The organism is Sorangium sp. So ce128, from assembly GCF_051525245.1.
In the GTDB taxonomy this organism is placed as follows: domain Bacteria; phylum Myxococcota_A; class Polyangia; order Polyangiales; family Polyangiaceae; genus Sorangium; species Sorangium cellulosum_B.
On record NZ_CP150313.1, the window covers coordinates 11,458,006 to 11,481,904 of the forward strand.

Sequence of the window (23,899 nt, forward strand, 5' to 3'; positions counted from 1 at the left end):
CCGGCGCGAATCCGCGTGAATCGACGTGAATCGACGTGAATCGACGTGAATCGGCGCAAATCCGCCCGTCGGCGAGCGCGCCGGCGAGCGGGCTCCACGCCAACGGCCGGCGAAAGGCGCTATGGTGCGCCGCCATGGTCTCCCGGAAGCTGCCCCCCAGCGAGTGCCGCAAGATCGTAGAGCCGCAGAGCTTCCGCTTCTCCACGACGGAGGAGGTCGCGCCGCTGTCGGCGGGCATCGGCTCGCAGGAGCGCGCCCTCGCCGCGCTCGCCTTCGGCCTCGACATCCGCCAGCCCCGCTTCCACGTCGTCGTCGTCGGCGCGCCCGGCACGGGCCGCACGTTCTGCGCGCGCGCCGTCGCGAAGCGGATCGCGGCGAGCCGCCCCACGCCCGACGACATCCTCCTCCTGCCGAACCCGCACCGCCCGAGCGAGCCGACGGTCCTGTCGCTGCCGCCGGGCGAGGGGCGCCCCTTCGTCGAGGCGATGGAGGAGCTCCACGAGAAGCTGGTCGACGCCCTGCGCGGCGCGACCGAGGGCGAGCGCTTCAAGCAGGCGCGCGGCAAGATCCAGCGCCGGGTGAACGCGGAGGAGCGGCGGCTCGAGGAGCAGCTCAAGTCCGCGGCGCGCGAGCTCGGCCTCGACCTCGTGCGCGGCGAGGACGAGGTGCAGATCACCTCGATCGAGGACGCCGCCAACGCGCCGGACGGCGAGGCCCTGCTCGCCATCGCCGGCTCCATCGAGGAGTTCGAGATGCGGCTCGCCACCGTGCAGGACGAGGCCGACGTCGAGCTGCGCGGCGTCGTGAAGCAGCTGCTCAGCGACGGGGTGAAGGGCTGCTTCCAGCCCGTGCGCGCGCGCTTCGAGGGGCGCAATGACATCAGCGCCTTCCTCGCGGACGTCGAGACGGTCGTGTCGAAGGAGTTCCGCCTGCTCGTCGACGAGGCGCGCGGCGAGGAGGGCGGCGCCACCCTCCCGCGCGGCGTGGTCGTCCCGACGCTCCTCACGGAGCACACGCCCGACTCCGGCGCCCCGGTCGTCGATGTCCCCTACCCCACGCTGACCGCCCTGTTCGGCCGCACCCACGCGCCGCCCGACTCCGGCTTCCCGCCGGAGCCCGGCTTCGCCGTCGCGGGCGCCCTCCACGAGGCGGCCGGCGGCTTCCTCATCCTGCCCGCGGGCGCGCTCCTCAAGAACGAGGCGCTCTACGAGCAGCTCAAGGCCTGCCTCCTCGCGGGCAAGTTCATCGTGCCCGAGCACAACCCGTCGTACTTCCGCGGCACCGCGGAGGAGCTGCTCTTCCCGCCGATCCCGATCGACGTGAAGGTCGTCCTCGTCACGAACCCGCAGCTCTACCAGGACCTGCACGACGCCGATCCGGAGTTCTCGCAGCTCTTCAAGGTGCAGGCGCGCTTCGAGACGACGATCTCGCTCGATCAGGCGCTCCTCACGTACCCCGCGTTCCTCGCCGGCTTCGCGCACGATCGCGGCCTCCCGCCGATCACGGCCGACGGCGTGACCGCGCTCCTCTTCCACGGCGGCCGCCTCGCGGAGAGCCAGACCAAGGTGAGCGCCCAGATCGGGCTCATCGCCGAGGTCGCGACCGAGGCCGGCTACCGGGCCCAGCGCCGCGGCCGCAAGGTGGTCGACGGCCCCGAGGTCAACGAGGCGCTCGAGGCGGCGCGGCGCCGCGGGAGCCATTTCCGCGACCATGTGCACGAGCTGCTCTCGGACGGGACGATCCGCATCGACGTGACCGGCCGGCGCGTCGGGCAGGTCAACGCCATCTCGGTCCTGTCCGACGGCCCGCAGACGTTCGGCCGCCCGTGCCGGGTGACGGCGGTCGTCTACCCGGGCCGCGAGGGCCCGGTGAACATCGCGCGCGAGGTCGAGATGTCCGGCCCGCTCCACAGCAAGGGTGTGATGGTCCTCACGGGCTTCCTCGCGGCCCGGTTCGCCCAGCACCGCCCGCTCTCGTTCGGCGCCTCGCTCGTCTTCGAGCAGACCTACGAGCCCATCGAGGGCGACAGCGCCTCGTCGAGCGAGCTGTACGCGCTCCTGTCCGCGCTCTCCGGCGTCCCGATCCGGCAGGAGCTCGCCGTGACGGGCAGCATCGATCAGCAGGGGAGCATCCAGCCCGTGGGCGGCATCAACGAGAAGATCGAGGCCTTCTTCGATCTGTGCGCCGCCAAGGGCCTGACGGGCGAGCAGGGCGTGCTGATCCCGAGCGCGAACCGCGACGCGCTCATGCTGCGGGGCGACGTCGTGACGTCGATCGAGGCCGGCCGCTTCCACGTGTTCGAGGTGAGCTCCGTCGAGGAGGGCATCGAGATCATCACCGGCGTCCCCGCGGGCGTCGCCGACGCGGACGGAAGGTACCCGGAGGGGACCGTGTTCCACGCGGCGGACCAGCGGCTCGAGCGCTTCCACCAGGCGATCGCCGACACGCTGAAGGGCGGGACGAGCGCGGATCCTCGAAGAATGCCCAGGGAGCGCTGAAGAGGACCGATGGCAGCGAAGCGCACGGCCGAACCCGCGCCGATCGGCGCCGGAGCCCGCCGGTGACGCGGCGGCCCGTCCTGCTCGCGGCGGCCGGCGCCGCGGCGCCGCTGCTGGCGTGGGGCGCGCTCGCGCGGTGGCGTGATGGGTCGCTCTCGCTCGGCGCCGCCTGCGCGGCCGCCGCCGCGATCGCGCTGCTGGTCCTCCTCGGCGGCGTCGTCCGGCGGCGCTTCGCCGCGAGGCCCGGTCGATCCTGGCGCCAGGCGCCCGCGGCGCCTCGGCTCCCGCGGACGGGGCAGCCGGCCGCGCGCCCCGCGGAGCGCGCCTCGACGCCGCCGACCGAGCTCGACGATCCGCGGAGCATCTACGCCTTTGCAGCCCAGGCCGTCGGTCAGTCGCTCGCCTGGGAGGGGAGCTACAAGGCGGCGGCCGCCTCGCTGCGCGACGTGCCTCGCGACTGGATACCTCCGCAGGTTCGGGTGCTCGTCATGAGCAACCTCGTCCAATGGCAGCTCTGCGCCGGCGACATCGAGTCCGCCCGGCGGCTCCTCCCGGATCTGGACGAGGAGCGCGCGCCGGCGTCGGTGCGGCCGCTCGTGCGGGGAGCGCGCGCCGCGGTGCTCGTCCGCACCGGCGACGTCGAGGGCGCGCTCTCCCTGATCGGCCTCCGCGATGGCGAGCGAGAAGAGCCGACCGAGGTGCGCCAGCGCTACCGCATCACCCGCGCGCACGCGTTCACCGCGCTCGGCGAGCCCGCCGCGGCGCGCGCGGAGCTCCGCCGGGTGGTCGATGACGTCGGCGTCGACGAGCTCTGCCGCTGGATTCCCGCGGGCGGTCCCGCCCGGGCCACGATGATCGAGCTCATCGACGAGGGCTGACGGATCCGCGCGTCTCCGATCTTCCGCGCCGCCCAGGCCTGGCTCCGCCGAGGAGCCAGCGTGGTGATGAGCTCCGCTCCTCGCCGCGCGCTCACGCCCTGCTCGACGCCGGCGCGCCGCCGCGAGGCCGCGACTCGCCAAGCGCTGATCTCGGGTCGCTCGAGTCACGGGCAACTCGGATCGTCACGCCGCTTGTCAAGCGTCATTTCCCTGGTTTGTCGCGCGGGAAGCCCCCCTCTGCCGGCGCCGGGCGCTCGAAGCCCACAGAGCGCATCGTGTGCGCTTCCCCGGTGATTCCGGTTCTCGGTGGGGGAAGCAACGTTGCGAGCGCCTGGCGGCTGGTAGAAAAAGGATGCTGTACGCAAAGTGCATCGGGCCAGGTAGCCTTTTCGCGTCGACCGGGGGAGAACGCATGCCAACCTGTATGGGTGGCCAATGAGGGTGGAGGCGCCACGGGGGGTGATCGGCGGGTGTTGCACCGGTTCAACCAGCCCTACGCGTCCCGTCCTGGCGACTCGCCTCGCTCACAGGAGCCCGCCCCGGAGGCTCCCGTGAACCGCCCAGCGGATACGCCGTCCCATCGCATCCTGATCGTGGACGACAGCCCCACGTACCTGAACCAGGTCGCGGCGGCGATGCGCGACGAAGGCTACTTGCCGGTGCTCGCCCACTCGGGGGAGGAGGCGCTCGCGCGGCTCACGGTGGCGCGCGTCGACGGCATTCTGCTCGACATGGTGATGCCGGGTCTGTCGGGCCCGGCCACGTGCCTCCGCATCAAGGCGAACGCCTCCTGGCGGCCGATCCCGCTGCTGATGCTCACCGGCCGCGACGACCACAAGGCGATCCTCGACGCCCTCTCGGCCGGCGCCGACGATTTCGTGACGAAGACGGGCGAGCTCACGGTGCTGAAGGCGCGCCTGCGCGCCCAGCTGCGCAGGAAGCATTACGAGGACGAGAACCGCAGGATGCGCGAGCTCCTCCTGCGCCGGGAGATGGAGGCGGCGGAGGCGCGCGCCGACCGGCGCCTCAAGCAGAGCGAGGAGCGGTTCCGACTCATCGTGGAGGGCGTCCAGGACTACGCCATCTTCATGCTCGACCCCGCCGGCCGCATCGCCAGCTGGAACCCGGGCGCCGAGCGCATCAACGGCTACCGCGCCGACGAGATCATCGGCTGCCACTGCTCGGTCCTCTTCCCGCCGGAGGACGTCGAGCTCGGCAGGCCCGCCGCGGAGCTCGATTCCACCGTGGAGACCGGCCGCTCGATCCAGGAGGGTTACCGCGTCCGCAAGGACGGCACCCGCTACTGGGCGAACGAGGTGATCAGCGTGCTCTTCGACGAGGCCGGGCAGCTGCGCGGCTTCGCGAAGGTCACCCGCGACGTGACGGAGCGCCGCCGCGTCCACGAGGCGCAGCGCATCCTCGTCTCCGCCGGGCAGATCCTCGGCGAGTCGCTCGACTTCGAGGAGACGCTGCGGCGCGTGGTCCGCGTCGCGCTCCCCGACTTCGCGTCGATCTGCGTGCTCCTGCTGCAGGACGAGTCCGGCGCGATCGATCGGCAGGTGACCGCCCACGCGGATCCGTCGATGGCGATGGCGACCGAGCTCCTCGGCAGGATCACGGCCGACTCTGCCGGGCGGGGCATCGGCAGGGTCCTGCGCACGGCGCAGCCGGAGCTCATCCCCAAGGTGACCGACTCCTTCGTCCGCGCGATCTCGTTCGATCAGGCGCACTACGAGGCGCTGCGCTCGCTCTCGCTCGCCTCGCACCTCACGGTCCCGCTGACGGCGCGCGGCCGCACGCTGGGCACGCTCTCGTTCGCCTCGACGCACCGGCGCTACGACGCGGTCGATCTCGACCTCGCGCAGGATCTCGCGCGGCGCGCGGCGCTCGCCGTCGACAACGCCCGGCTCTACCGGGAGGCGCAGCTCGCGGTGCGCGCGCGCGACGATTTCCTCACGATCGCCTCGCACGAGCTCCGCACGCCGCTCACGCCCATGCAGCTGCAGGTCGACGGCCTCCTGCGCGCCGGCAAGCGCGGCGGCCTGACCGCCGAGCGCGCCACGCCGCGGCTCGAGATGATCAAGCGCCAGGTCGAGCGGCTCGCCCGGCTCATCACGAACCTGCTCGACATCTCGCGCATCTCCGCGGGCCGCCTGCAGATCGAGCTCGAGGACGTCGATCTCGCGGCCACGGTGAACGAGGCGCTGGAGCGGTTCCGCGAGGAGCTCTGCGCCGCCGGCTGCCCCGTCAACCTGTCGGCCCCCGCCTCGATCGTCGGCCGGTGGGATCGCCTCCGGCTCGATCAGATCGTCACGAACCTCCTCTCGAACGCCGTCAAATACGGCGCCGGCAAGCCCATCGACGTCACGCTGGAGGACCTCGCGGACCGCGCCCGCCTGACGGTGCGGGATCGCGGCATCGGCATCGCCCCGGAGCAGCAGGCCCGCATCTTCGAGCGCTTCGAGCGCGCCGTCTCCAGCGAGAACTACAGCGGCTTCGGCATGGGGCTGTGGATCGTGCGGCAGATCGCCGACGCGCTCGGGGCGACGATCCAGGTCGACAGCCGGCCGGGCGAGGGGGCGACCTTCACCGTCGACCTGCCGAAAGAGCCTGCCTGACGCCCTCCGCGCCGCGCGGCTAGAGCGCCCGCCGCACCCGGCGGCGCTGCTCGATCATGTGCTGGGTGATCTGCTGCCTGCCCTCGGCGCGCTCCACCAGCGTCCACACGTTGTCGCCGCGCTCCCTGCCCGCGCAGTCGAGGAGCGCGTCGGCCGCCTGCTCGGCGGGGATGAGCCCGTCGTGTCGCCCCGGGAGCTCCACCACGGCGGCGCGCGTGCAGAGCCCGCCCATCGTGGCCAGCATCCGGCGCACGATCTCGCGGAAGACCGCCTCGTCGAACGCGTCGCGCTCGCCGGCGCCGAACAGGACGAGCTTGTCGAACGCCATGCGCGGCTTGCACGGGATCATGACGACCTCGCCGAGCTCGCCGGTGATCAGGCCCTGCCGCCTCAGCTCGGAGATCCGGCCGCCGAGCCGCCAGTCGCAGAGGCCGGCCACGCCGTGGGCCGGCCGCGCGTCGCTGAACGGGGCGCACGCGAGCACCTCCGAGTCGAGCTCGTCGAGGCTCTGCAGGTCGGGGGAGATGAACCGTAGCTCCACGTGGATCAGACGCTGATGGCGCCCTTGCGGAAGTCGCTCTTCGCGATCTTCACGTTGACGCAAGCGGGCCTGCCGCACCGGAACGCCTCGTCCAGCGCGGGCCCGAGCTCCTCGACGCGCTCCACGCAGGCCCCGAAGCCGCCCAGCGCCTCGACCACGCGGTCGTACCGGGTGAAGTCGAGCGACGTCGCCGGCGCGCGGCCCTCGCCGTAGAGCTCCACCTGCCCCCGGCGGATCTGCGTCCAGGCCGCGTCGTTCCCGATCACGCTCACGACGGGGATGCCCTGGCGCACCATCGCCTCGAACTCGAGCGCGTGGAAGCCGAACGACCCGTCGCCGTACACGAGGACCACGTTCGCCTCTGGCCGCGCGAGCTTGGCCGCCATCGCGTAGCCCGGCCCGACCCCGAGGGTCCCGAGCGGGCCGGGGTCCATCCAGAGCTGCGGCCACTCGAGCTTCAGCACGTTCGCGGCCGTGGCCACGAAGTCCCCTCCGTCGCCGATGACGATGTCATCCTTGCCGAGGCGCCTGCCGATCTCCGCGCAGACGCGCAGCGGGTTCGGCGGGTCGCCGTCGCTCGCGATCTCCGCCAGCATCTTCGCGCGCGATCGCTCCTCGGCCTCGCGCACGGCCGAGAGCCACGCCGCGGCCGTCTTGTCGGGCACCTCCGCGAGCAGCTGCTCCAGGACGACGCCGCTGTCCCCGTCGATCCCGACGTCGACGCGGCGGTTCCTGCCGAGCTCGCTCCCGTCGAGATCGATCTGGACGACCTTGGCCGCCGGGCTGATGGCGCGGCCGTACTCGAGGCGGAAGTCGAAGGGGGTCCCGAGCACCACGCAGAGGTCGGTCTGCGAGAGCGCGAAGCGGCGCGAGCGGCTCATGAGCCCCGGGTGCGCGTGGGGCAGGGCGCCGCGGGCCATGCCGTTCAGGTAGAAGGGCGCCTTCACCGCGTCGGCGAAGCGGCGCAGCGCGTCGCGCCGCGGCGACCACCGGAGCTGGCTCCCGACGATGAACATGGGCCGCTCGGCGTCCCTCAGCAGGGCCGCGGCCCGCGCGACGGCGGCCGGGTCTCCCCCGGGGCGAGGCGGGGCCGCGGGCGCCGTGGCGGGCGCGTCGTCGCCGGCGTAGTTCATCAGCAGGTCGAGCGGCATCTCGAGGAAGACCGGGCCTGGCACGTTCGCCTGGGCGATGCGGAAGGCCGAGTCCACGTACTCCTGGATGCGATCGGTCGAGGGGACGGAGACGCTCCACTTCGAGATGGGGCGCATCAGCTCGACGTGGTTCATGTCCTGCAGCGAGCCCATGTCGGCGAGGGCGCGCGGACCGGCGCCCCCGAGGACGACCATCGGGACGCCCGCGCGCTGGGCGTTGGCGACGGCCGTCACCACGTCCGTCACGCCCGGCCCCGCGGTGACGGCGCACACCCCCGGCCTCCCGGTCACCCGCGCGTACCCGTCCGCGGCGTGTCCGGCTGTCTGCTCGTGTCGCACGTCGACCACCCGGATGCCGTCATCCAGGCACCCGTCGTAGATCGCCTGGATGTGCCCGCCGCACAGGGTGAAGAGGTGCGTCACCCCGTGTCTCGCGAGGGCCTTCGAGACAAGCCTGCCGCCGTGCACCTGCGCCATGGGGCCGGCATATACCATGTGCGACCCAGCGTCCTGCCGGCGAGCGGTCGGCTCGCGCCGCCGCCCGTGCCGCGAGCGCGCCGCCCCGGCCACGTCGCCGGCCCGGGCCGCTCGGCGCCCCGAGCCGGCGCTCCGGGGACGGGCCCCGGGCCACGCGTCGACGGCCGCATGACCGTCGCGCTGCGGCGCCGCGTCGAGGTGTCCACTCCTCGAAACATCACCGGAGCTGGGGGGTCGTGTCCGCCTGAAACCCCCATTGTCCGGATGGTAGGCAAGTGTTCTTCCTAACCTCCCGACCTCGTCTGAGCTCTCTCGGGATCAGAGCACCACCCGCTTGCTGGCGCGCGCGCCGCCTCCCTGACCGGTGATTCACGCTATCGCCCGATCAGGTCGGCTATCCGACCGCCGAGAAGGATAACCCCCTTCGCAGAGCGTTGCTGTAAAAATACAGCTCCGCTACAGCGCCGACTCCGACCTTGGACGCGAGGTCGTCGCCTCACCGCGACGGCCGACGCCTTTGCGATCACAACCCCGACGCTGTTCTCTTCTATCCGGGCCACGAGATGATATAGTTGGAACCTTATTGCAGGTGCCAGCTCGACACCGCCACCTCTCTCGACCTCTCCCCGGTGCTCCTTCCCTGCAGCCACCGGCCTCGGAGAGGGTCCGGTTCTCTGCCGGCGGGGCCATCGCGCCGCCGGCGGCCGCCTCCGTCGTCGGCGCTCCCCGTAACCTGGCGGAAACATTTCGGAGGGGGCTGGGTGGGTGGCGCCCCCGAGCTTCTGTGAGGAACGTAACCGGTTCAGCGTCGATGCGGCGAGCGGCGGGCGCTGGGTGGTTGGGGGTCCGGCCGACGGCGGCGCTGGCGCGGCTCGCCTGCCGCGTGGCGATGACACACGATCTCCATTACGTGTGCTCGCCAACTCCTTTGCGGCGCACCGGCCTCGACGGGCTGGAGGCGTGGAGCCGCTGCGGCGATCTGGGCAGCGTCAGGGGTGAACACGAGCCATCTTGTGCGACGCTCTCGTGGACGCTGCCTTCACAACCTACGTCCCGAGCGGCGTCTACCACGTGTGCGCTGACTTCACCTGTCCGGGCGTTCCTGACACCCGATCGCCATGTTGCTTTCACTGGTGTGCGCCGAGACCTTCTCCGTCCATGGTGCATCATTTCATCAACGCGCGATCGCTCAGGGCATCACGCGCTCCTGTTGCAGCGCAAGGAGGGCCGAATTCTCGGCGATTTTGCGCGCGGTCCCGCGGGAGGTCTCGTGCGCTGGCGCCTCCCCCTCTCGCAGCGTTCATTTCAAATATCCTGCGCTCACAGAACGTTACCCAATACACCAAAATCACGCGTGACTGCTTACATGAGCTGGCGAGCTTGTTGTTTTCTATTTCGGGAAGGCTCTGTATCGGTTATGCGGGATAAGAGGACGCGCAATCGCGCTTCGCTGGAGTAGCATCTTCCTATGTCGGAGCCCCCTAGTAGCAGTCAGTTGATCCGGATACCCATGGTGCTGGCGCTCGACTGCAGCCCCCATTTTCTGGCTCGTTGCCGGAGGGTTGCAGCGCGGGCTCGTTTCCTCGTCCGCTCCTGCGATGCGGCCTCGGCGTGGGGGGTGGCCGTCCGCCTGCGCCCGCTGGCCATCGTCTTGCCGAGCCACTTGCACGATCGTGCGCCGAAGACCTTCGAGTTGCTCGCGGAGGACGCGGGAGCACGCCTCGTCGTCGTGGAGTCCGAGCAGCTGCCCGCGGGCGAGCTGGAGGGCCACATCACGCACGCGATCGGCGAAGCGAGCCGCGCGCGCGGCGCCTAGAGCGACGGTCACCCGCTTCGGATACGGGCCCACCTCGACGTTTTCGGTGCTCGGCGCACCGGAGTGCGCTGCGGGCTCGGCCGCCGGGCAGGCGTGGCCCGCGGCCGGGCGCCCCGGCCGCGGGCCTCAGTCGACGCGGACGCCCGCGGTGAAGTGGAAGCCCCATGTGTGGTCGAGCGGCGGGCCGAGCTCCTCGTCGAAGGGCAGCAGCAGGCCCGTCCGGAGGAACGCGAGGTTGCGCTCGATCGCGAGGAAAGGCTCGATGGCCAGGACGTAGAGATTGCGTGCGACGGCGTGCCGGATGCTCACGTTGTCGAACGTGGGCAGCGCCATCCCTTGCACGCGCACGCCGCCGCCGATCCCGTGGCCGATCTGGAGCTCGGCGGCGTGCTGGATCGCGACCTCGTACTCCTTGTTGCGGCCGAGCGGGATGTAGAGCACCGGCTCGAGCTGGAAGCGCCCGATCACCAGTGAGCCGACGTGGGCCTCGGCGCCGAGGCGCGCGTGGATGGGGAGGATGCTCGGGAAGAACTCGTGGAGATCCCAGTACGCCCGGCTGGCGCTGACGGGCTCGTAGCTGGCGTGGTGGTGGGTCTTGCCCGAGAGCGTCGCGAGCCCGACGTCGCCGCCCACCGTGAGCCAGAACGTCCGGCCGACGCGGGCGACGTGATGGGCGCCGAGCGTCACGTTGCCGAGCACGGCGTCGGTGCGCTCGGCCATCGCGAGCCCGAACGGGAGTCGGACATCGAGGAACGTGTGCTGGGCGAACGGCATGCGGGCGAAGAGGGCGACCGCAAGCCCGGAGACCTCGCCGTCGCCGCCGGTGAACGAGGAGGTCTCCAGGCCGATCGCGCCACGCCGGCTCAGCGGCACGGTCCCCTCGTCGATGGTTCTGCCGCCCGACGCGCGCGCGGGCGGCGGCCCCAGCTCGGTGTCCGAGAGGGACAGGGCCCAGGGCGCCGGCGTGCTGCCCTTGCGGCCCGCCTCCACCCCGCCCGGCTTCCGGTCAGACGGCGCCGGGTCCGAGGGCGGCCCGGCAGCCCCCGGCGCGGTTCGCGCCCCTTCCGGCGCGAGCGGCGAGGCGTCCGGCTCGGGTGCGCCCGCTTCGGGCGCGCCGAGCGCCGGGGGCTGCGGCGGCCCGCTGGGCAACGGCGCCGCGGGCGGCTGCGGTGTGCCCGGCGCCGGCGTCGTGGGCGGCTGCGGTGTGCCCGACGCCGGCGGCGGCGGTGCGCCCGGCGTCGCGGGCGGCTGCGGTGTGCCCGGCGTCGCGGGCGGCTGCGGTGTGCCCGGCGCCGGCGGCTGCGGTGTGCCCGGCGCCGGCGTCGCGGGCGGCTGCCGTGCACCAGGTGCCGGAGGCGTTCCCGCCGACGCGGCGGGCGCAGGGCTAGCTGCCGGGCGAGGCGTCGCGGGCTGCGCAGCGGAGGACGCGACCGCGAGGGTCGCCGCCAGCCAGGAAAGCGAGGACAAGACCAGGATTCGACGTGGCATCGTGTCTCCTTGGAGCGCGCATCCTATCGTCTCGGCGGGCGCGCGCGGTCTGCTCCGGCGAGCGCTGGACGCGCCTCGGGTGGCGCGACCGCCGCCCCGCAGCGCCAGCGCCATCCCGCAGCGCCAGCGCCATCCCGCAGCGACACGGGCACGGGCGACCCGGAGGCAGTGGCGAGCGCCGCGCGGCGCTTCGCCGCGGAGCAGCGGCGCGGGGCCGGGCCCTGCCGCGCGCCGCTACAGCAGCGCGGCGAGGGCGGCCGCGAGCCGCTCGTAGTGCGGCCTGTCGTTGTAGATCTGGGCCGAGATCCGGAGGTGCCGCCGGGGCGACGCGGGCCAGGCGAACACCGGCACCTCGATCCCCCATCGCTCGAGCAGCGCGTCCTGGAGCGGATCGAGGCGCAGCCGGGACGACGGCGCGTCGGGGAGCGGCACCGTCGCGAGCGCGCCGATCATCGCGTCGGGGCTCGGCGGCATGCAGCCGAGCGCCTCGCACAGGAGGTCGCGCGCGGCGAGCGCCGTCGCCCGGTTGTGCGCCTGGAGCGCGGGCCAGCCGCCGGGCATGAGCGCGGCCATGGCGCGGAGCGCGTCCGCGACGCAGAGCGCCGCGCTGGGGTCGGCCGTGCCGGTCCAGTCGAACTCGAGCAGGAAGCGCGACCTGTCGGTGCGCGGCGAGTTGGCGCCGTGGCTGATGGAGAGAGGGCGGACCGCGCCCTGCTTGTCCCGCCGCACGTGGAGGAACGCCGCGCCCTTCGGCGAACAGAGCCATTTGTGGCAGTTGCCGGTGTAATAAGCCGCCCCGAGGGCGCGGAGATCGAGCGGCACCATGCCGGGCGCGTGCGCGCCGTCGACCAGGACGTCGACGCCGCGCTCCGCGAGCGCGGCGATCAGCGAGGCGACCGGGAACACGAGCCCCGTCGGGCTCGTCACGTGGTCGACGAGGACGAGCCGGGTCCGCGGCCCCACGCGCGCGAGCACCGCGTCGACCACCTGCTCGGGCGCCTCGATGGGGAACGGCACCGGCGCGACCACGACGCGCGCACCAGCGCGGGCCGCGACCGCCTCGGCCGCGTTGTTGCAGGCGTTGTACCCGTGATCGGTGATGCAGAGCTCGTCGTCGGGTCGCAGCGAGAGCGACCGCAGCACCGTGTTGACCCCGACGGTCGCGTTGGGGACGAACACGAGGTCGGCGAGGTCAGCGCCGACGAAGGAGGCGAGCGCGCCTCGGGCCGCGTCGAGCAGCGGCTCCAGCTCGCGAAGGAAGAACCGGACGGGCTCGCGCTCGAGCTGCTCGCGGTAGCGCTGCTGCGCCTCGAGCACCGCGCGCGGGCAGGCGCCGTACGAGCCGTGGTTCAGGAAGGTGACGGCGGGGTCGAGCGACCAGAGCTCGCGCACGGCGGCGGCGCGCGACTCCGGGAAGGCGTTCGGGTTCATGGCGAGGAGCGGGCCCCGAGGAGGCGACGTGCCGGAGGGCCCGGAACAATGTCGCGCGGGCTCCGACCCGTGTCGAGGGCCCACGCGAGGAGCATCTACCAATCCATGATGGATTGCATCGTCAACGTTGATTCATGGATCAACCATGATCGGATGCCGCTGGTCATGCAGAGCCGGTCAACCCGTCCATGATGGACATCGCATCCGGTGTCCCATGACGGACATCGCATCTGCCCTCTCATGATGGACACCGCACCTGCCATCCCACGATGGACATCACATCTTCGGTCCCATGGCGGACACCGCACCTGCCCTCGCATGAGGGACGCCGCGCCCGCCCACCATGACGGCCCGTCATCGACGGGCAGGCATCAGCAGCGGGAAGGCGTCAGCGGCGACAGGCAGGCATCCGCAACGGCCAGGCGTCAGCGGTGACAGGCAGGCATCCGCAACGGGCAGGCGCCGGCAGCGCGCCTCGGCCACGGCGCCGGATCAGCGGCCCGACCAGACAGGGGAGGCGCTGTTCATCTCGAGCGCATCCATGCGCCGCGCCGCGGGTGAAGGCGGAGCCGCCGCGGCCGCGCGCGCGGTCTTCCGCGCGCTCGCGACCGCCGAGGCCGCCTGGACGGCGCGCTCCTTCTCCTTGTCCGACCGGGCGCGCGCCGCCTGCTGCCGGAGCCGGTCCTCCGCTGCCGCGAGCTTCGCCTCGGCCGCGCCGAAGTTTCCTGCGCTCACCTCCTGGGCCGCGTCGAGCTGCATCATGCCCGCGTCCATCACCGCGGCGATGGTCTGGGTCTTCTCGTTCTGGTGCGCGGCGACGAGGGCCGGATCGCTCGTCACATCGTAGCGGGCGACCACCTCCTGCACGCGCGGGAGATTGCCGCTCTCGGCGTCGCGGAAGTGGAGCCGCACGCTCGCCAGCGGGTGGGAGCCGGCCGCCGGCGCGGTGACCCGCGCCCGCACGAGCATCTCGCGGTGCTGCCCGCCGAACATCGTGCCGAGCAGCACCCGGAGCGCGTCCCCGGAGCGCTCGGTGCGCTCGTTGGGGACGTCGAGCAGCTCCACGCCGGGCGCCGGGACGATCTCGACGAACGCGCCCGTCGCCGCCGTCGTCTGGAGCAGGGCGAGCTCGCGCTCGAGGACGGAGGACATCTCCCGCGCCTCGGTGAGGTGGTACAGCCGGCCGCTGGAGCCGATGGCGAGCGCGTTGAGCGTACGCTCGTCGTAGTCGGCCCCCACCCCGATCGACGTGATCTGCACCCCGTGCGCGGCGCCGCGCTGGGCGAGCGCTCCGAGGATGTCGGGAGAGGAAGGCCCGATGTTCGCCTGGCCGTCCGAGATGAGCACCACGCGCCGGACGGCGTGCGTCGACGGCGCCGTGAGCGCGTGCTGCTCCGCGAGCTGGAGGCCAGCGAAGAGGTTGGTGCTGCCGTCGGGGCCGAGCGCGGCGATGGCGCGCGCCACCGCGGGGCGCGTCGACCGGCCGAGCACCGTCGGCGAGACGCGCGCCTGCGCGGTGTCGGCGAACGACGCGACCGAGACGAGGTCGCCGTCGGGGAGCCTGTCGACGAACGCCTGCGCCGCCGCGCGGGCGTTCTCCATCTTGGGGCCTTGCATCGAGCCGGAGGCGTCCACGAGCAGCACGACCGCCGCCGGCGCGCGCGGCTGTCCGCGGGCCGCGCGCGCCGCCGGGACATCGATCCACACGCCGAGCTGCGTCTCGCGCGTCCCCGGCAGCGCGAACGCGCTCGCGCCCGCGGCGCCGATCCAGACGCCCTGGTTCCCCGCGGGCGCCGGCTCCGGCCGGGACGACGGCGCCTCGGCCGCCGCCGCCGAGGGCTCGGCCGGCTCCGCCGGGGCCGCGGCCACGGCGACCGGCTTCGCCGCCTCCTCCCGCGCCGCTGCGCCCGGCGCGACCGCCGCGGCGGTCGCGCCAGGAGGCGCCGCCGCGCTGGCCGTGCAGCCCAGAGCCGCCCATCCCATCAGCAATCCAGCGAGCATCGTCCGCATCGAGAAGCTCCTTCCGCCGCAAGCCATGGCGCGGCCCACGGGGGGACCCGCGTCCCTCCGCCGCGATCTCCCGGGCTCCGCAGCGCGCGGCTTCTACGGACCGGGCCGAAAAAAGATCTCCGGGAGAGCCGGCGTCGGCATCACCGCCGCCGGCCCTCGCACCGGCGAAAGGCCGCCGCTCCGCGCCCGGAGCCCCCTCCGAGCACACATCCATGGGTCGTCCCTGCCTGACTCCAGGGCCCATCTCGAGATCTCGCGAGATCTGCGACTCCCGACGTCCCTCCGTCGGTGGTTCAGGTCTTGCTCATTCACGACCGTCGATGGGCGATCGCCGGACCGCGGCGCCCAGACACGATGCGCCGCACGGAGCGGCGATGCCGGAGGAGGTCGATCCGATGCAACTCGCGCGAAGCAAATCTCCAGCTCTTCTCGCCGCGTTCGCGGCTGTCTTCCTCGCTGTCGGGAGCCTCCTTGCTTTGCCGGGCTACACGCTCACCGGCACGGGCGTCCGCGTGAGGACCGTCGGCGTGCTCCACGTCGATGTCTATCGGATCAGCCATTATATGGAGCAGCTCCCTGCCACCAGGTCCAAGGACGCCGTCATCGACATGGACACGGGGAAGAAGTTCGTCTGGACGATGCTTCGCGACGTCGACCGCGCGAGCATCGTCAAGGCGCTGCGGGAGGCGTATGCGTTGAACCGATACACGGACACGCCGAAGATCGAGAGGTTCGTGGCGGCGTTCGAGGGAGACCTCAAGGCGGGAGCGGAGGTCACCATCACGTACGACCCGCGCGCGAAGGCGACCACCGTCACGGTCGCCGGCGGCGGGACGGCGACCGTGGCAGGCGTCGATTTCATGAAGGCCACCTGGCGGATCTGGCTGGGCAAGATCGATCAGCCCACGTTGAGCGACGAGCTCATCGCCAGGCTGCGCTGAGGCAGGCGAGCCGCTGTCAGTCCGACGGCTTGTCGCGCACCACGAGCACCGACCGGTTCGTGTGGTTCACGACCTTCGCCGCCGTCGTGCCGAGCACCTTGTCGATGCCCGAGTAGCCGTGCGACCCGATGACGATGAGATCCGCGTTCTCCTCGTCGGCCGTCCGGCAGATGACCTCCCAGGCGACGCCGACGTGGATCACGACCTTCGCGAGGAGCTCGGGCGGCACGTCGCGCGCGAGCTGCAAGAGCTCCTCGCGGTCGCTCCGCTCCAGGATCTCGGGGACGCGGGTCGGCGACTCGTTCAACGCTTCCGCGGGCAGGCTGTGGTGCAGCCCGATCCCGCGCACGAGCACGAGCTTGCCGCCGAGCTTCTGCGCGAGATCGACGCCCTCCGCGAGGACGAGCGACGCCTTGGGGGAGCTGTCCAGTGCAACGAGGATGGTCCGGGGGTGCTTGAGACTCATGGCGTCCGCCTTTCGTGCGGTGACGTACCGCACCTTCTTTAGCCGACCTGGCGCCGGACGCGCAGCGCATCGCTCGGCGGCGGCGCCCCACGCCTCCGCGCCGGCCCGGCCGCCCGCGCCGAGCACCGCGGACGGTGCGTCCAGCGTGGATCAGGCGCGGATCATCACGCCATGGCCTCGGTCGTCCGTGAGGATCTCGAACGCCGCGCGCCGCGCCGTCGTCAGGGTCTCGATCCCGACCTCGCGGCCCAGGCTCTTCCGCCGCAGGGTGACGGTGCAGGCCCCGATCTTGGTGTTCAGGCAATGCTTCACGCCGCCAGGAGGGTTCCTGTAGGCCAGGCCCACGAAATCGCCGGCGGACGCGGAGATCTCCCCCTCGACGCTCAGCCGATCGGTCTCCGTCCGGAAGCGCCAGGTGAAGTAGTCGAACGAGGCGTCGGCGCGGACCGACTGGACGAGCGAGCTGAGCGCGATCTCCTCGCCGCGGTGCCGGAGGACCAGCGGCGTCATGTTCGGCGTCCAGAACGGTCCTACCTTCAGTCGAGCCGTGGCGACCTCGAGGAAGCTGTCCGGGTGGCTGTCGAACCCGGCGACCTGCCCCCAGGCGTAGAGGTCCGTGTGCTTCGTCCCCCAGTTGTGGTTCTGGCTGCCCACCCAGCCCGAGACGCCCACTTCGCGCCCAGCGACGCGGAGGAGGCCGCTGTAGACGGCCATCGGCGCGCCGACCAGCGCCTTCGCCTTCGGCAGCGGGGCGCCGTAGAGGGCCGCTGGAAGCAGCAGCAGGGGCTCCCCGCCGCCCTCGTAGGCGAGGTCCCAGGTGATGGCGTGCTCCCCCTCGCCCGCCGCGCCGGTGAGCCTGCCAAGGCTCAGCCGGGCGCCGTCGATGGCGACCGCCAGGCTGTCGCGGGCGAACGAGCAGCGCCCGGCGAACGGGACCTCGCGCTTGGCGACGGCGTGGCGCCCCGACTCGCCGTCGAAGTAGACCGCCCAGAGCTCACCCTCCGCGGCCTCGGGCCGCCCGGCCGGGCTGAACAGCGTGTACCGGATCCAGAAGGCGAGCGGCCGCGTCGGGTGGTTCGCGCGCTGGAAGAAGCTCTCGTAGAAGCCGCCCCGCTGCCCCGGCCGGTAACGCGCGTGGTTCGCCTGCTCCCGGATCGTCCTCGCCTTCGCGACCGCCATCGAGCCCCCCGCTCCTCCAGCCTAGTGCCCCCGCTTCGACCCGCCGCTGAGAAGATCGGCGATGACCCGCTCCAGATCGTCGAGCGAGATCGGCTTCGCGATCTTCGGGTTGTCCACCCGCTCCACGAACTCGCGCGCGCTCGGCGTGAAGGCGCCGCCCGACATGAAGGCCATCTTCGGCAAGAGCTGCGGGAACCGCTCGGCGATCTCGTCGTACAGGGCCATCCCGCTCATCTGCGGCATCAGGAGATCGCAGACGATCGCGTCGATCCGGCCGCCGCGGTCCCGCAGGAGGTCGAGCGCCTCGTGCCCGCTCTTGGCCACGAGCACCTCGTGCCGCTCCTCGAACGCGCGCGCGAAGGCGTTGAGCAGCATCGGCTCGTCGTCGACGAACAGGATCGTCCCGCGCGACGACGCGCGCGGCGGCTCCGGCGGCGGCCGCGGCGCGGGAAGATCCGTGGGGTTGAGGCCGGTCAGGCGGATCGTGAAGACGGTCCCGACGCCGGGCGTGCTCGACACCGTCATCGTGCCGTGCTGCTCCTCGACGATGTTGCGCGACACCCAGAGCCCGATGCCCGGGCGCGCGCTCTCTTCCTTCGTCGTGAAGAACGGGTCGAAGATCCGCTCGACGACCTCCGGGGTCATCCCGCGCGCGTTGTCCTCCACCTCGACGTGGTGGACGCCGGCGTCGAAGCGCGTCGTCACGCGCACCATGTTCTCGTCGCGGGGGCGGTTCGGCATCGCTTGCGCCGCGTTGATGAACAGGTTCACGAACACCTGCGAGAGCTTGCCCGGATAGCCGACGAACGGCGGCATCTCGCCGTAGCTGCGCTCGATGCGGCAGAGCTGGCTGAGCTGCGGGCCCGTCATGCGCAGCGCGAGCTCGATCACGTCGACGAGATCGACCCGCTCGGGCTTGCGCTCGCTGCTGCTCGAGAAGAGGTTGAGGTCCGTCACGATGTCCCGCATCCGCTCGACGCCGGCGAGCGCCTCGTGGCACGAGCGATCGATGAGGTCGATGGCGCGCAGCAGGTCCTCGAACGAGCCCGAGGCGACCGGGCGCGCCGCCGAGACGAGCTTGTGCGCCCCGCTCCGGATCTGCTCCAGGTTCGCCATCACCCACGCCATGGGGTTGTTGAGCTCGTGCGCGACGCTCGCCGCGACCTGGCCGATCGAGGAGAGCTTCTCGCTGTGGAGGATCTGCGCGCGGCGCGCGACCTCCTCGGTGACGTCGCGCATGAGCGCGAGCGAGGCGTCCTCGCCGTAGAGCCGCGTGATCCGGACCGTCATCACCTTGGTCAGGCCGGCGCGCGTCCCGCAGCGGATGGTGGCCTCCCTCGGCGCCTCGGCCCGCGACGCGGACAGCACGAGCGTGCGCAGGGCCGGCACGTCCGCCGCGACCGCGAGCGCGGTGATCGGCCGGCCGATCCACGCCTGCCGCGAGTGCCCGAAGAGCGCCTCGAACCGCACGTTCAGCCGCGTCAGCATGCCCTCCTGGTCGATCGTCGCGAGGACGTCGGACGAGAGCTCGACGATCTCACGGTAGCGCTCCTCGGAGGCGAACAGCGAGCGCTGGGCGTACGCCTCGGCGAAGCGGTGCTCGAACTGGAGCAGCAGCGCGTCGACGGCGCGGAGCACGTCGATCGAGGACGAGCCGTCGGCCTCGGCGTCGTCGTGCGTCGTGTCGAGGACGCCCGCGACCGCGGTGCGGAACTCGGACGCGGCGATCAGCGGAGCGCTGATGGAGTACCCGGTCGCGTAGCGCTGCTCGACCAGGTGCGTGATGAACTCGTCGAGCAGCGTCTCGCTGCCATCCTCGAGGATCCTGGTGAACGCGGCGAGCCAGGAGCGCACGTTCTCCGTGACCTCGCCCACGGGCCGATCGGTGTACCGGCCCCGCTCCGGCGGCAGCGCCAGCACGTTCTCGATCCAGTCGTCGATGAGCTCGTCCTTGTGCCGCTTGCAGAGGTCGAGCAGCCGCCGGCGCGCGAGCGCCATCGACGTCTCCGCGTTGGTCGGCGGTCCATGGATCTGCGAGCGCCGCTCGCCGTCCCCCCCGCTGCGTCCGCCCCGCGACTCCGGGACCTGCGAGCGCCGCTCGCCGTCCCCTCCGCCGCGCGCGCCCCTCGACTCCGGGATCTGCGAGCGCCGCTCGCCGTCCCCTCCGTTATGCGCGCTCTTCGCTTCCGGAAGCTCACGCTTGGCTTCCTCGTCCGCTGCCATCGCTGTTACCTGCCGCGGAGGACCTCGCAGCCCATGAACGCACGGAGCGGCTCCGGCACGACCACCGTGCCGTCCGCCTGCTGGTACTGCTCGAGGATCGCGATGACCGTCCGCCCCACCGCGAGCGCCGACCCGTTCATCGTGTGGACCAGCCGCGGCTTCGCCTTCGGCTCCGGCCGGTAGCGGATCTGGGCGCGGCGCGCCTGGAAGTCGCCGAAGTTCGAGCAGCTCGAGATCTCGCGGTACACCCCCTGGCCGGGCAGCCACACCTCGAGATCGTACGTCTTCTGCGAGCCGAAGCCGAGATCGCCGGTGCAGAGCGCCGACACCCGGTAGTGCAGGCCGAGCCGCTTCAGGACCTCCTCCGCGTGCGTGGTGAGCAGCTCGTGCTGGCGGGCGGAGTCCTCTGGCGCCGAGAACCGCACGAGCTCGACCTTGTCGAACTGGTGCTGCCGGATGAGCCCGCGGACGTCGCGCCCGTGGCTGCCCGCCTCGCTGCGGAAGCACGGCGTGTAGGCCGCGTAGGCGATCGGGAGCGACGCGCCGTCCAGGATCTCGTCGGCGTGGAGGTTCGTGACCGGGACCTCGGCCGTCGGGATGAGGTACAGGTCGTACGCCCTCTCCGGGTCGCTCTTCTGCGTCTTGAACAGGTCCTCGGCGAACTTGGGCAGGTTGCCCGTGCCGAACAGCGCCGTGTCCTTGACGAGGAAGGGCGGCAGCACCTCGAGGTAGCCCTGCTCGCGCGTGTGCAGGTCGAGCATGAACGAGATGAGCGCCCGCTCGAGGCGGGCGGCGGCGCCCATCAGCACGGTGAAGCGCGCCCCCGAGAGCTTCGCCGCGCGCTCGAAGTCGAGGAGGCCGAGGGCCGTGCCGATGTCCCAGTGCGACTTCGGCGCGAACGAGAAGCTCGGCTTCTCGCCCCACGTCCGGACGACCACGTTGCCCTCCTCCCCCGCGCCCACGGGCACCGACGGGTCCGGCAGGTTGGGCACCATGGAGAGCAGCTCGGTCATCCGCTTCTCGAGCTCGGAGACGACCTGCTCGGCCTCCTTGATCCGGGTCGACAGGGCCTTCAGCTCGTCGCGCTTCTGCGCGAACTCAGGCGATTTCTTGTCGAGGCGCGCCATCGCGTCGTTCGCCGCGTTGCGCTCCGCCTGCGACCGCTCGAGCTCCTGGATGTTGGACCGCCTCGCGCTGACCGTGGAGGCGAAGTCGTCTCCGAGGCTGGCGGCGGCGGCGGGCGAGCGGAGAGCGAGCGCCGCGCGCACCTCGTCGAGGTGCTCCGCGACGTAGCGAGGATCGAGCATACCCCAGGGTTTAGCCGAAGCCTGCACGCGCGTCAGCAGCCGCGACGCGCCGCTCCGAGGATGGGCCCGCTCCCCGCCAGACGCTCGGCGGGGAGCGGCGCGCAGGGAGGCGCTAGGCGCTGGCGCCCAGGCTGCGCAGCACGAACTGGAGGATGCCGCCGTGCTGGTAGTAGTCGACCTCGTTCGGCGTATCGATGCGCGCGGTGACGGTGAAGGTCTTCTTCGCCCCGCCTTCCCCGGTCGCGACGACGTTGAGCTTCTTGCCCGGCGTGAGGTTGCCCGAGATGCCGTCGATCTCGAACACCTCGCGCCCGGTGAGGCCGAGGGTGGACGCGTCCTCGCCCGGCGCGAACTCGAGCGGGAGCACGCCCATGCCGACCAGGTTCGACCGGTGGATGCGCTCGAAGCTCTTCGCGATGACCGCGCGCACGCCGAGCAGCTTGGTCCCCTTGGCCGCCCAGTCGCGCGACGACCCGGTGCCGTACTCGGCGCCGGCGATCACGAGCAGCGGCACGCCCTCGGCCTTGTACTGCATGGCCGCGTCGTAGATCGTGGTCTTCTCGCCGTCGGGCAGGTGCACCGTGATCCCGCCTTCCTCGCCGGGGCGAAGGGCGTTCTTGAGGCGGATGTTCGCGAACGTGCCGCGCATCATCACCTCGTGGTTGCCGCGGCGGGCGCCGTACGAGTTGAAGTCCGCGGGCGCGACGCCGTGCTCGACCAGGTACTTCGCGGCGGGGCTGTTCTTGGCGATGTTGCCGGCCGGGGAGATGTGGTCGGTCGTCACCGAGTCGCCGAGCAGCGCGAGCACGCGCGCGGCCCGGATGTCGGTGAGCGGCGCCGGCTCCTTCGACAGCCCCTCGAAGAACGGCGGCCTGCGCACGTAGGTCGAGCCCTCGTCCCACACGAACGTCTGGCCGCCCGGGACCGCGAGCTTCTGCCACTCCTCGTCGCCGGCGAAGACGTTCTCGTACTGCACCTGGAACTGCTCGGGCCGCACGGCCGTCCGGATGGCCTCGTTGACCTCGGCCGAGCTCGGCCAGATGTCCTTGAGGTACACCGGCTCGCCGTTGCGATCCGTGCCGACCGGCTCCTTGAAGAGGTCGGCGTCGACGTCGCCGCGCAGCGCGTACGCGACGACGAGCGGCGGAGAGGCGAGGAAGTTCATCCGCACGTGCTGGTTGATGCGGCCCTCGAAGTTGCGGTTGCCCGAGAGGACGCTCGCCACGACGAGATCGTTGTTGCGGATCGTGTCGCCGATCACGTCCGGCAGCGGCCCGGAGTTGCCGATGCATGTCGTGCAACCGTAGCCGACCAGGTGGAAGCCGAGCGCCTCGAGGTACGGCAGGAGCCCCGCCTGGCGCAGGTAGTCGGTGACGACCTTCGACCCGGGGGCGAGCGACGTCTTCACCCACGGCTTCACCGTGAGCCCGCGCTCGACGGCCTTCTTCGCGAGCAGGCCCGCGCCCAGCATGACCGCCGGGTTCGACGTGTTGGTGCAGGACGTGATCGCGGCGATCACGACCGAGCCGTGGCGCAGCGTGTAGCGCGTGTCGCCCTCGGTGATCTCCGCCGGGCGCATGACCTTCTCGAGCGCGGGCGCGCGCGCGGCAGCATGGCCGGCCCCCTCCTCGAGGAACGCCTTGACCGCGGGCGCGTCGGCCGCGGCGAACTCCTTCTCGAGCATGCCCTGGAGCGAGGCGCGGAAGGTGCGCTTCGCGTCGCGCAGCGGGACGCGGTCCTGCGGCCGCTTCGGGCCGGCGATCGACGGCACCACGTCGCCGAGGTCGAGCGAGAGGGTGTCGCTGAAGACGGGGTCCGGGGTGCTGTCCGTGCGGAACAGCCCCTGCTCCTTGTAGTAGGCCTCGACGAGCGCGACGAGCTGCGCGGGCCGGCCGGAGAAGCGCAGGAACGCGATCGTCTCGTCGTCGACGGGGAAGAAGCCGATCGTGGCGCCGTACTCGGGCGCCATGTTGGCGATCGTGGCGCGGTCCGGGAGCGAGAGCGCGCTCAGGCCGGGGCCGTAGAACTCCACGAATTTCCCGACCACCTTCTTCTGCCGCAGCATCTGCGTCACCGTGAGGACGAGATCGGTCGCGGTCGCGCCCTCGGGCAGGCTGCCGTGGAGCTTGAAGCCCACGACCTCGGGGATGAGCATCGAGAGCGGCTGGCCGAGCATCGCCGCCTCGGCCTCGATGCCGCCGACGCCCCAGCCGACGACCCCGAGCCCGTTGATCATCGTGGTGTGCGAGTCGGTGCCGACGAGCGTATCCGGGTAGACCAGCGTGCCCTGCCGCATGACGGCGCCCGCGAGGTACTCCAGGTTGATCTGGTGGCAGATGCCCTGGTCGGGCGGCACCACGCGGAAGTTCGTGAACGCCTGCGCTCCCCAGCGGAGGAACGCATAGCGCTCCTCGTTGCGCTCGAACTCGAGCGCCGCGTTCACCTTCACGGCCGTCGAGGACGCAAACCGGTCGACCTGGACCGAGTGGTCGATCACGAGATCGACGGGCTGGAGCGGGTTGATCTTGAGCGAGTCGCCGCCGAGCTTCGCGAGCGCCTCGCGCATGGCGGCGAGATCGACCACGGCGGGCACGCCGGTGAAGTCCTGGAGCAGCACGCGCGCGGGGTGGAAGGCGATCTCCTGCGAGGGGCGGGCCTTCGGGTCCCAGTTGAGGACGGCCTCCACGTGGTCCTTGCGCACGACGCGCCCGTCCTCGTGGCGGAGGAGGTTCTCCAGGAGGATGCGGAGCGAGAAGGGGAGCTTGTCGATCGACGCGCCGCCTTGCGCCAGCGAGGTGAGCTTGTAATAGGTGTATGTTTCGGCTTGAACCGTCAGCGTGCTCTTGGTGCCAAAGCTGTCGACCATGCGGCCTCC

Annotated in this window: 15 protein-coding genes; 5 read left to right on the forward strand and 10 right to left on the reverse strand. The window is 71.9% G+C overall.

The annotated features are described in order from the left end of the window. The first annotated feature begins 134 nt into the window (after nucleotides 1–134). The 3 genes from WME82_RS43465 to WME82_RS43475 all read left to right on the forward strand — a co-directional run bounded on the left by WME82_RS43465 (nucleotide 135) and on the right by WME82_RS43475 (nucleotide 5,994). A complete protein-coding gene (locus WME82_RS43465) occupies nucleotides 135–2,498 on the forward strand; it encodes an AAA family ATPase (protein ID WP_438040096.1) in 2,364 nt (787 codons plus the stop codon). A 62-nt stretch (nucleotides 2,499–2,560) separates the two neighbouring features. Continuing rightward, nucleotides 2,561–3,376, forward strand: coding sequence for a hypothetical protein (locus WME82_RS43470; protein WP_438040097.1), 816 nt, complete (start codon nucleotides 2,561–2,563; stop codon nucleotides 3,374–3,376). Nucleotides 3,377–3,927: 551 nt separating this feature from the next. After that, nucleotides 3,928–5,994: an ATP-binding protein gene (locus tag WME82_RS43475; RefSeq protein WP_438040098.1), complete on the forward strand. Its 2,067-nt coding sequence runs from the start codon at nucleotides 3,928–3,930 to the stop codon at nucleotides 5,992–5,994. Between the two features lie 19 nt (nucleotides 5,995–6,013). On the opposite strand, the gene WME82_RS43480 is transcribed toward WME82_RS43475, so the two are convergent. Next, nucleotides 6,014–6,535, reverse strand: coding sequence for a M17 family peptidase N-terminal domain-containing protein (locus WME82_RS43480; RefSeq protein ID WP_437295943.1), 522 nt, complete (start codon nucleotides 6,533–6,535; stop codon nucleotides 6,014–6,016). Between the two features lie 5 nt (nucleotides 6,536–6,540). Continuing rightward, nucleotides 6,541–8,181, reverse strand: a complete 1,641-nt coding sequence (locus WME82_RS43485) for a thiamine pyrophosphate-binding protein (RefSeq protein WP_438040099.1) — start codon at nucleotides 8,179–8,181, stop codon at nucleotides 6,541–6,543. 1,477 nt (nucleotides 8,182–9,658) lie between these two features. Here WME82_RS43485 and WME82_RS43490 point away from each other — a divergent pair. Next, a complete protein-coding gene (locus tag WME82_RS43490; protein ID WP_272101952.1) occupies nucleotides 9,659–9,979 on the forward strand; it encodes a hypothetical protein in 321 nt (106 codons plus the stop codon). A gap of 126 nt (nucleotides 9,980–10,105) precedes the next feature. Here the strand turns inward: WME82_RS43490 and WME82_RS43495 are convergent, their stop codons facing one another. The 3 genes from WME82_RS43495 to WME82_RS43505 form a co-directional block, all read right to left on the reverse strand. Then, entirely contained in the window at nucleotides 10,106–11,467 is a 1,362-nt protein-coding gene (locus WME82_RS43495) for a hypothetical protein (protein ID WP_438040100.1), read from the reverse strand. 234 nt (nucleotides 11,468–11,701) lie between these two features. Further along, nucleotides 11,702–12,898 (reverse strand): aminotransferase class V-fold PLP-dependent enzyme, encoded by a 1,197-nt coding sequence (locus WME82_RS43500; protein WP_438040101.1) that lies wholly within the window; start codon nucleotides 12,896–12,898, stop codon nucleotides 11,702–11,704. 492 nt (nucleotides 12,899–13,390) lie between these two features. Continuing rightward, nucleotides 13,391–14,908: a vWA domain-containing protein gene (locus tag WME82_RS43505; protein WP_438040102.1), complete on the reverse strand. Its 1,518-nt coding sequence runs from the start codon at nucleotides 14,906–14,908 to the stop codon at nucleotides 13,391–13,393. Between the two features lie 395 nt (nucleotides 14,909–15,303). Here WME82_RS43505 and WME82_RS43510 point away from each other — a divergent pair, with 395 nt between their 5' ends. Next, nucleotides 15,304–15,849 carry a chalcone isomerase family protein gene (locus WME82_RS43510; RefSeq protein WP_438040103.1) on the forward strand — a complete coding sequence of 182 codons (546 nt, stop codon included), beginning with the start codon at nucleotides 15,304–15,306 and terminating at the stop codon, nucleotides 15,847–15,849. 16 nt (nucleotides 15,850–15,865) lie between these two features. Here the strand turns inward: WME82_RS43510 and WME82_RS43515 are convergent, their stop codons facing one another. From WME82_RS43515 to acnA, 5 genes are all read right to left on the reverse strand, one after another. Continuing rightward, on the reverse strand, nucleotides 15,866–16,315 hold the full coding sequence (locus WME82_RS43515; protein ID WP_437712908.1) for a universal stress protein: 450 nt from the start codon (nucleotides 16,313–16,315) through the stop codon (nucleotides 15,866–15,868). Between the two features lie 150 nt (nucleotides 16,316–16,465). Continuing rightward, nucleotides 16,466–17,494: a hypothetical protein gene (locus WME82_RS43520; RefSeq protein WP_438040104.1), complete on the reverse strand. Its 1,029-nt coding sequence runs from the start codon at nucleotides 17,492–17,494 to the stop codon at nucleotides 16,466–16,468. 21 nt (nucleotides 17,495–17,515) lie between these two features. Beyond that, entirely contained in the window at nucleotides 17,516–19,717 is a 2,202-nt protein-coding gene (locus WME82_RS43525) for an ATP-binding protein (protein WP_438040105.1), read from the reverse strand. Between the two features lie 5 nt (nucleotides 19,718–19,722). Then, a complete protein-coding gene (gene serS / locus WME82_RS43530) occupies nucleotides 19,723–21,024 on the reverse strand; it encodes a serine--tRNA ligase (RefSeq protein WP_438040106.1) in 1,302 nt (433 codons plus the stop codon). Between the two features lie 112 nt (nucleotides 21,025–21,136). After that, nucleotides 21,137–23,890: an aconitate hydratase AcnA gene (gene acnA / locus WME82_RS43535; protein ID WP_438040107.1), complete on the reverse strand. Its 2,754-nt coding sequence runs from the start codon at nucleotides 23,888–23,890 to the stop codon at nucleotides 21,137–21,139. Nucleotides 23,891–23,899 lie beyond the last annotated feature (9 nt).